Origin of the sequence: Intestinibacillus massiliensis (assembly GCF_900155735.1) — a bacterium.
GTDB lineage: Bacteria > Bacillota > Clostridia > Oscillospirales > Butyricicoccaceae > Intestinibacillus > Intestinibacillus massiliensis.
The window spans coordinates 1-903 of record NZ_LT707046.1; the positions used below are offsets into that span (position 1 = coordinate 1).

Genomic DNA, 903 nt, shown 5'->3' on the forward strand with positions numbered 1-903 from the left:
CCCACAGCAGGGCGAGCGCGGCTACAGCGGGCACGCCCATCAGCAGCAGCGAGAGCACCGCGGCGGCGGGGTTGAGGAGCTGGCGCTTTGGGAAAGGACCGGTCATGCCGACACCCCCTGTCAAGAATGCAGCTTTTTATAGTCGCTCGGGTTGATGCCCACGATTTTTTTGAAGAGCTTGCTAAAGTGCTTCTGATCGCGGTAGCCGACAAGCTCGGACACCTGCGCGACCGAATAGGGCGGCTGCTTGAGGTAATCCTTGGCCTTGGAAATGCGCAGGTTCGTGATGTATTTGCTAAAATTTTCGCCCTCTTCGTTTTTAAACAGGATGCTGAAGTAGGCGGGGTTTAAGTAGACCTGCGCCGCGACGCGCTCAAGCGTCAGGTCCTCGCTCAGGTGCGCCTCGATAAAGGCCTTTGCATCTGCGACCGGGCGCGTTTCCCGCGTGCGGATCTGCTCGCAATACTGCGCAAACAGGCTTCCCATAGTTTGGGAGATATATTGGTGCAGTGCGGCGGGCGCGGTAAACTCCTTAAGCCGCAAAATGGCGGCTTCCCGCGCTGCCGGGTCGGGCGCCGCGTCCTGCACCATGCCGAAGAAGTCCAGCAGCAGCGCGCGGTATTTGCGCAGCCGCGCCGCATCCCGCACCGGCAGGCTGCGCGTCTCGGCAAGGAAACGGCTGACAAAGAGCAGCAGGCGGTCGGCGCAGCACGACTCGACGATGTTCAGCAGTTCGGTGCGCTCGGCGGCGGATAGGCCGGGCGCACCGTCGTCGGGCGGCAGCTCGCCATAGGGGATGATGCGGTTGCAGCCCAGCGTCAGCCGCTCGGCGACCGCGTCGCGCGCATGGCCGAACAGGGCGGCGATATCCGGGACGGCGGCCGCCTCGTCGGACCGGCCGAG

1 protein-coding gene is annotated in these 903 nt (G+C 63.7%); it reads right to left on the reverse strand.

Annotation, left to right across the window (positions count from 1 at the left end; all coding sequences use genetic code 11):
• Positions 1 to 120: 120 nt before the first annotated feature.
• Positions 121 to 903 (reverse strand): helix-turn-helix transcriptional regulator (locus CZ203_RS01180; RefSeq protein ID WP_143436053.1); only part of this gene is annotated, 783 nt, incomplete at its 5' end.